Source organism: Roseateles sp. (genome assembly GCF_036486225.1).
GTDB lineage: Bacteria > Pseudomonadota > Gammaproteobacteria > Burkholderiales > Burkholderiaceae_C > Roseateles.
This window is the reverse complement of the sequence record NZ_DASVNZ010000279.1, coordinates 1-5681: the sequence shown is the minus strand read 5'-3', so window position 1 is coordinate 5681 and position 5681 is coordinate 1. Positions and strand designations below refer to the sequence as shown.

General features: G+C 70.1%; 6 protein-coding genes. 3 read left to right on the top strand and 3 right to left on the bottom strand.

From position 1 onward, the window contains the following. Positions 1-273 (bottom strand): hypothetical protein (locus VF536_RS18400; RefSeq protein ID WP_331616313.1); only part of this gene is annotated, 273 nt, incomplete at its 3' end. A 308-nt stretch (positions 274-581) separates the two neighbouring features. Between VF536_RS18400 and VF536_RS18395 the strand changes: the two genes are divergently transcribed. Both VF536_RS18395 and VF536_RS18390 read left to right on the top strand, forming a co-directional pair. Then, the gene (locus VF536_RS18395; protein WP_331616311.1) at positions 582-2621 is read left to right on the top strand and encodes a CHASE domain-containing protein; all 2040 of its coding nucleotides are present in this window, start codon (positions 582-584) and stop codon (positions 2619-2621) included. A 31-nt stretch (positions 2622-2652) separates the two neighbouring features. Next, positions 2653-3225 carry a GNAT family N-acetyltransferase gene (locus VF536_RS18390; protein ID WP_331616310.1) on the top strand — a complete coding sequence of 191 codons (573 nt, stop codon included), beginning with the start codon at positions 2653-2655 and terminating at the stop codon, positions 3223-3225. A gap of 101 nt (positions 3226-3326) precedes the next feature. Here the strand turns inward: VF536_RS18390 and VF536_RS18385 are convergent, their stop codons facing one another. After that, positions 3327-3929, bottom strand: a complete 603-nt coding sequence (locus tag VF536_RS18385) for a MarC family protein (protein WP_331616309.1) — start codon at positions 3927-3929, stop codon at positions 3327-3329. 126 nt (positions 3930-4055) lie between these two features. On the opposite strand from VF536_RS18385, the gene VF536_RS18380 reads away from it, so the two are divergent. Then, complete coding sequence (locus tag VF536_RS18380) at positions 4056-4568, top strand: Lrp/AsnC family transcriptional regulator (protein WP_331616308.1); 513 nt, start codon at positions 4056-4058, stop codon at positions 4566-4568. Here the strand turns inward: VF536_RS18380 and VF536_RS18375 are convergent. Next, on the bottom strand, positions 4565-5681 hold a 1117-nt coding region (locus VF536_RS18375; RefSeq protein WP_331616307.1), incomplete at its 5' end, for a hypothetical protein. The two genes, VF536_RS18380 and VF536_RS18375, sit on opposite strands and share 4 nt — an antisense overlap.

The following is a 5681-nucleotide window of genomic DNA, read 5'->3' as shown; positions in this document are numbered from 1 at the left end:
CTGCCGCACGAGCTGGTCGAGGCGTTCGTCCAGCGCCAGGATGCAGTCGTCGCCGTACTGCTGCTGCAGGCGCGACCAGGGATCGAGTTCCAGCAGCATCAGCACGCCGTCGTGGCGGTGCCGCTGGGCGCGGGCGGCCTCGCGTTTGAGGTCGTCCATCAACGTCGCCTCGTCGGCGGCGGCGATCCGCGCCGGAGGCTCGCGGCGCGCCAACCAGCGCCGCCGCAGGGAAGTCCACCAGGCCCCGGGGCCCCTGTCCGAGTCTTGAGCCATGCCGCCCACCTTCGCCGGAGATGAGGATCGATTGCAGCACAGGAGCAAGCCGCGCGCCGCCCCCTTGAGCGAGGGAGGATAGGCGCTTGCGCCACGGTCCGTCGCGTCAGTTGTAACGAATCCGGACGCGCCGCAGGGACGCGTGCCGAGGGTCCGCGCCTGCTCTACAGTCAACGGCTGTGTCCAGCGCCCGCGGCCCTGCCGCCCTGCCCGTGCACGCCACATCAGAACCAGGTTCGCGAGATCCGGGAGACTCGCCGGACGCCCCGTTCAACGGACCGGGCGTCGCGCCGTCCGGCGACCTGCCGATGACCGCCGTCGTGGGCGCGCTGCTGGTCCTGCTGACCGGCCTGGCGCTGACGCTCAGCGCGATGCTGTGGAACCGCAACCGCGTCGTGGCTGACGGCCATCGCTTGCTCGACGCCCAGATGGAACGCCTGCAGCGCGACGTCGTCCAGCGTTTCATCCAGCCGGTCTATGGCTTGAAGGGCGCGCGCGGCACGATCGCTGCGTTGCAGGGGCGCGTCGACCGCCATGCGTTCCGCGCGTACGTCCAGTCGCGCGATCTGCCGCGCGAATTCCCGGGCGTGCGCGGCTTCGGTTTCGTGCCGCGCGTGCTGCGGGAGAACCTTCCCGCGTTCGTTGCAGCGGAACGGGCCGACGGCGCACCGCAGTTCACGGTGCGCAGCTTCGGCGACGCCGCGCCGGACCTCTTCGTCGTCGCCCACATCGAGCCGCTGTCCCAGAACTACCCGGCCTGGGGTTTCGACCTCGGCTCGGAAACGACCCGGCGCCGTGCCATCGAGCAGGCGATCACCACCGGCGAGGCCTCGCTGTCCGCGCCGGTGCCGCTGGTGCAGGACCGCGCGCACGGACCCGGCCTGCTGCTGCTGGTGCCGGTCTTCCGCGACGGCGCCGATCCGACCACGCCCGAGCAGCGCCGCCAGGCCTTGCTGGGCGTGCTCTATGCCCCCCTGGTGGCGCAGGAGATCCTGCACGGGCTGAAGGAAGGGCTGGCGGCGGCGCCGATGGACTTCCGGCTGCTGGTCGACGACCCGACGGTCGATGCGGACCACCCCGCGATCGAGGACCTGCTGCTGGACTCCGTCGTCGGCATACAGCCGTTGCACACGCCGCCGACGGCGCGGGCCGGCTTCGAGACCCGCATGGTCGCGGACGAGCGGGAGGTCGAGATCGCCGGACGCACCTTCCGCCTGGAGGCGGCGCTGACGACGGCCTACGAACGCGCCGTCATCGACGCCGCGGGCTGGGGACCGGGGCTGATCGGGCTCGTGCTGACGACGCTGCTCGCCGCCACCAGCTACCTGCTGGCCGCCGGGCGCGCCCGCGCGCAGGCGCTCGCCGACGCGATGACCGAGGACCTGCGCCGCCTGACGATGGACCAGCAGGCGATGCTCGACACCGAGGTCATCGCCATGGCCAAGCTGCGCGGCCGGCGCATCGTGTGGAAGAACGGCGCGCTGGAGCGGCTGTTCGGCTACGGGAAGGACGGCATGCTGGGGCTGCCGGTGCGCGAGCTCTACATCGACGAGGACAGCTTCGTCGCGCTCGGCCGGAACGCCTATCCGGTGTTGCGGCGCGGCGGCCACTACCGCAGCCAGCAGCAGATGCGGCGCAAGGACGGCAGCCTCGTCTGGGTGGACCTGAACGGCGTTGCGCTGCCGGGCGAGCGCGAGGAGGAGACCACGCTCTGGATGATGGTCGACATCACGCAGAGCAAGGCCTACGAGGCGCGCGTCGAGCGCGCCGCCTTCCACGACGCGCTCACCGGCCTGCCCAACCGGGTGCTGCTGGCGGACCGGCTGCGCCAGGCGATCGCCTCGGCACAACGGCTCAAGCAGGCGGTGGCCGTGGCTTACCTGGACCTGGACGGCTTCAAGGCTGTCAACGACACGCACGGTCACGACGCGGGCGACGAGGTCCTCAAGGCCGTCGCGCGGCGGCTGCTGGAGGGCATCCGTGCGACGGACACCGCCGCGCGGCTGGGCGGCGACGAGTTCGTCGTGCTGCTCACCCCGCTGCCTTCGCCGACCGACAGCCGCGCCGTCTGCGAACGGCTGCTGCGCGCGATCCTGGAACCGGTGCGGCTGGCCTCGGGCGCGATGGTGCAGGTCGGCGCCAGCTTCGGCGTCGCGCACTACCCGCTGGACGGTGTCGATGCGGAGGTGCTCATGAGCCGCGCGGACCAGACGATGTTCGAGTCCAAACGCGCCGGGCGCTGCCGCATCCGCTGGCTCAACGGCGCGCAGCCGCCGGACGAGATCGACCTGTCGGCGCTGCGGCGGCCCTCGCCCGCGCACGAAGGTGACCACAGTCACGCGCGTTGAGCGGTCGTACAAGCGGTCGTACAGTCGGGTGATGACGATCCTGACCACCCCGCGCCTCCGCCTGGAGCCCATGACCGACGCCCACCTGGACGGGTTGTTCGAGATGAACCGCGACCCCGAGGTGATGCGCTACATCACCGGCAAGCCCGACACGCTCGCGGACACGCAGGCCATGATCGACCGGGTCAAGAAGCGCTGGGGCGACTGGGGCTTCAGCTGGTGGACCTTCTTCGAGGTCGAGACCGGCGAGATCGTCGGCGCCGGCTGCATCCAGCACCTGCGCGGCGAGACAACGAATCCGCACGAGATCGGCTGGCGGCTGCGCCGCGACCGCTGGAGCCAGGGCTACGGCTCGGAGGCGGCGCGCCGGATGGCGGCCTTCGCCTTCGACACGCTGGCGGCGCCGGAGATCGTCGCGGTCTGCGAGCCGGACAACGACGGCTCGGTCCACGTCATGAAGAAGCTCGGCATGAGCTACCGCGAAACGCAGCGCTGGCACGAGACCGACATCGCGGTCTACGGCATGACCGTGGACGAATGGCGCCGCTCGCCCTCCGCCGCCAAGGCGGCGGAAGAGATGTCGAAAGCACCGCGCGGCGTCTGACGCGGCGCTGGTTTGGGATGCACCGCTAGGCGCAAACCGGAGCCATAGCAGCGCTATGGCGAGGATTTGCAACACCGCGGGGCGCCCAAACCGGCGCTGCGTCAGAGGCCGCCGACGAAGTAGCGCTTCAGGCCGGAGAGGATCATTTCGACCGCGATGGCGGTCAGCACCAGGCCCATCAGCTTCTCGATCGCCGACACGACCGAGTCGCCGAGCAGCTTGCGGATCCGGTCCGCCAGGATCAGCGCGAGGAACGAGATCAACATCGCCGTGGCCAGCGCGCCTATCCATTCGGCGACGCGGTCGGGCTGGCGCGAGGCCAGCAGCAGCACCGTCGCCATCGCCGACGGCCCGGCCAGCAGCGGCACCGCCAGCGGGAAGATGAAGGGCTCACGGCCGGTCTCCACGCCGTAGGCGGATTCGCCGGCATGGCTGAAGATCATCCGGATCGCGATGATGATCAGGATCACGCCGCCGGCGACCTCGAGCGAACGCTCGGACAGGTGCATCAACCGCAGGAAGCCTTCGCCCAGGAACATGAACGCGAGCAGCACGGCGAAGGCGATGCCGACCTCGCGCAAGGCGACCTTCAGCCGGCGCTCGCGCGGCACGGCCCGCATGATGGGGATGAAGATCGGCAGACTGCCCAGCGGGTCGAGCACCAGCAGCAGCAGGATGAGGGCGGAGAGGAAACTGTGATCCATGGGGCCGGATTCTCGCCGATGGCGGCCTCCGGGCGGCCGGCCGTTGGCGCGCCGCCACGCACGCTTCGTTCATTGATGTCCGTAGAATCGCAACAATTCCTCGCTTGAATGCCGATGACGAACAAGATGAACGACAGGACGGACAAGAAGAGCCCCCCTGCCCGGCCCACGGGCCCGGTGGCGCTGGATGCGATCGACCTGCGGATCCTGGAGGCCTTGCAGCGCGACGGCCGGATGTCCAACGTCGACCTCGCGACCCAGGTGCACCTGTCGGCGCCGCAGTGCTTCCGACGCGTGCGCGCGCTGGAGGAACGAGGCGTGCTGCGCGGCTATCGCGCCGACGTCGCGCCGCTCGCGCTGGGCCTGAGCGTCACCGCCTACGTCAGCCTGAACATCACCGCGCAGGCCTTCGTCCGGGTGCGGGAGATCGAATCGCTGATCCGCGACTTCCCCGAGATCCTCGAGTGCCACACCGTGTCGGGGGACTCGGACTACCTGCTGAAGGTGGTCGCGCGCGACCTGCAGGCGCTGTCCAAGTTCCTCACCGACAAGCTGATGCAGCTGGACGGCGTGGCCGACGTGCGGTCGATGATCTGCCTGGAGGAGATCAAGCCGCCGGCGGGGCTGCCGGTGGCTTAGGCGCCGGCGGCCGCACCGCGTTCAACGGCGTTGCGGACGCCGGTCAGCACGTAGGTCAGCAGACCGGATTCGTCAAGCAGTTGCTGACGCATCTGCCGCGGCTTGAATCGATCGTCCAACGCCAGGCTGATGGACAGCTTTCTCTGCTGCGCGGCGTGGGCCTCTGCATGACGGAAAACACCGCCAGACTTGTCGAGGCGCGCCGCGATGTCGCCCAACGCCGGGGGGGCGTACCGGCCCGCCGCCTTGGCGGCCGCGTCATGCAACGATCGGGCGACGAACGCCTCTTCTTCCGCACCGCCGTTGCCACCGTAGGTTTCGCGATAGCCGCGCCGCAACTGCACGACCAACGGTCGCAACTGCAGCTCCACTTGCTCTTCGACATCGATGCGCGCGCCACGTTGGAATTGCGCCGCCAGACGCGCACCCACGCTGAGGGGTGCTGCGACCAAGGCGTCGAAGATCGCCGGCATCCGCGTGTCCAAGTCGGCGATCGTGCGGTGGAGCGCCGGCAGCCGGGATCGCAGTTCAGGATCGCTCACGGCCGGACGCAACGCAGCCACCGTCCTCTGCGACTCAGGCGTCGTGCCAGAGGCGGCTCGGTCCAGCGTGGATTCGCTCGCTGCACGGCGCAAGGTCCCGGGTGCCTTCGGAGCCGAGGTCGGATCGAGCCCATCCATCTCGGGCAGGTCACCATCCGACAGCAATGACAGGACCTCCCAGGACTCGTCGACGTCCGTTGGGTCCGGGATCGATGGCTCGCCCTGGCGTGGCCGGGCGCGCAACGCGTCCTGCATCGCGTTCTTGCGCGCCTGCGCGAGCGCACGTTCCGTATCCGCCGCTTCCTGGTGGGTGCGTCCGGTCTTCGCATCGCCGTCGAGATCCGGCAACGCGGTATTCGGCGCGTTCGGCAGTCTGGCCAATTGACGTTCCTGAATGGCGCGCTGTTCAGCCTGGATCTGCTTCAGCGCGTGCGCGGAGATGGCCGATCGCTTGGGTATCGGCGCGTCGGGATGAGGCGATGCCGCGCGCTTGCGCGGAGCCGCGGGCGCGACCAGGGCCGGCTCGGGTGGTGCGGGCTGCCTGGCGGGCACCCGCGCATCCGGCACGGCC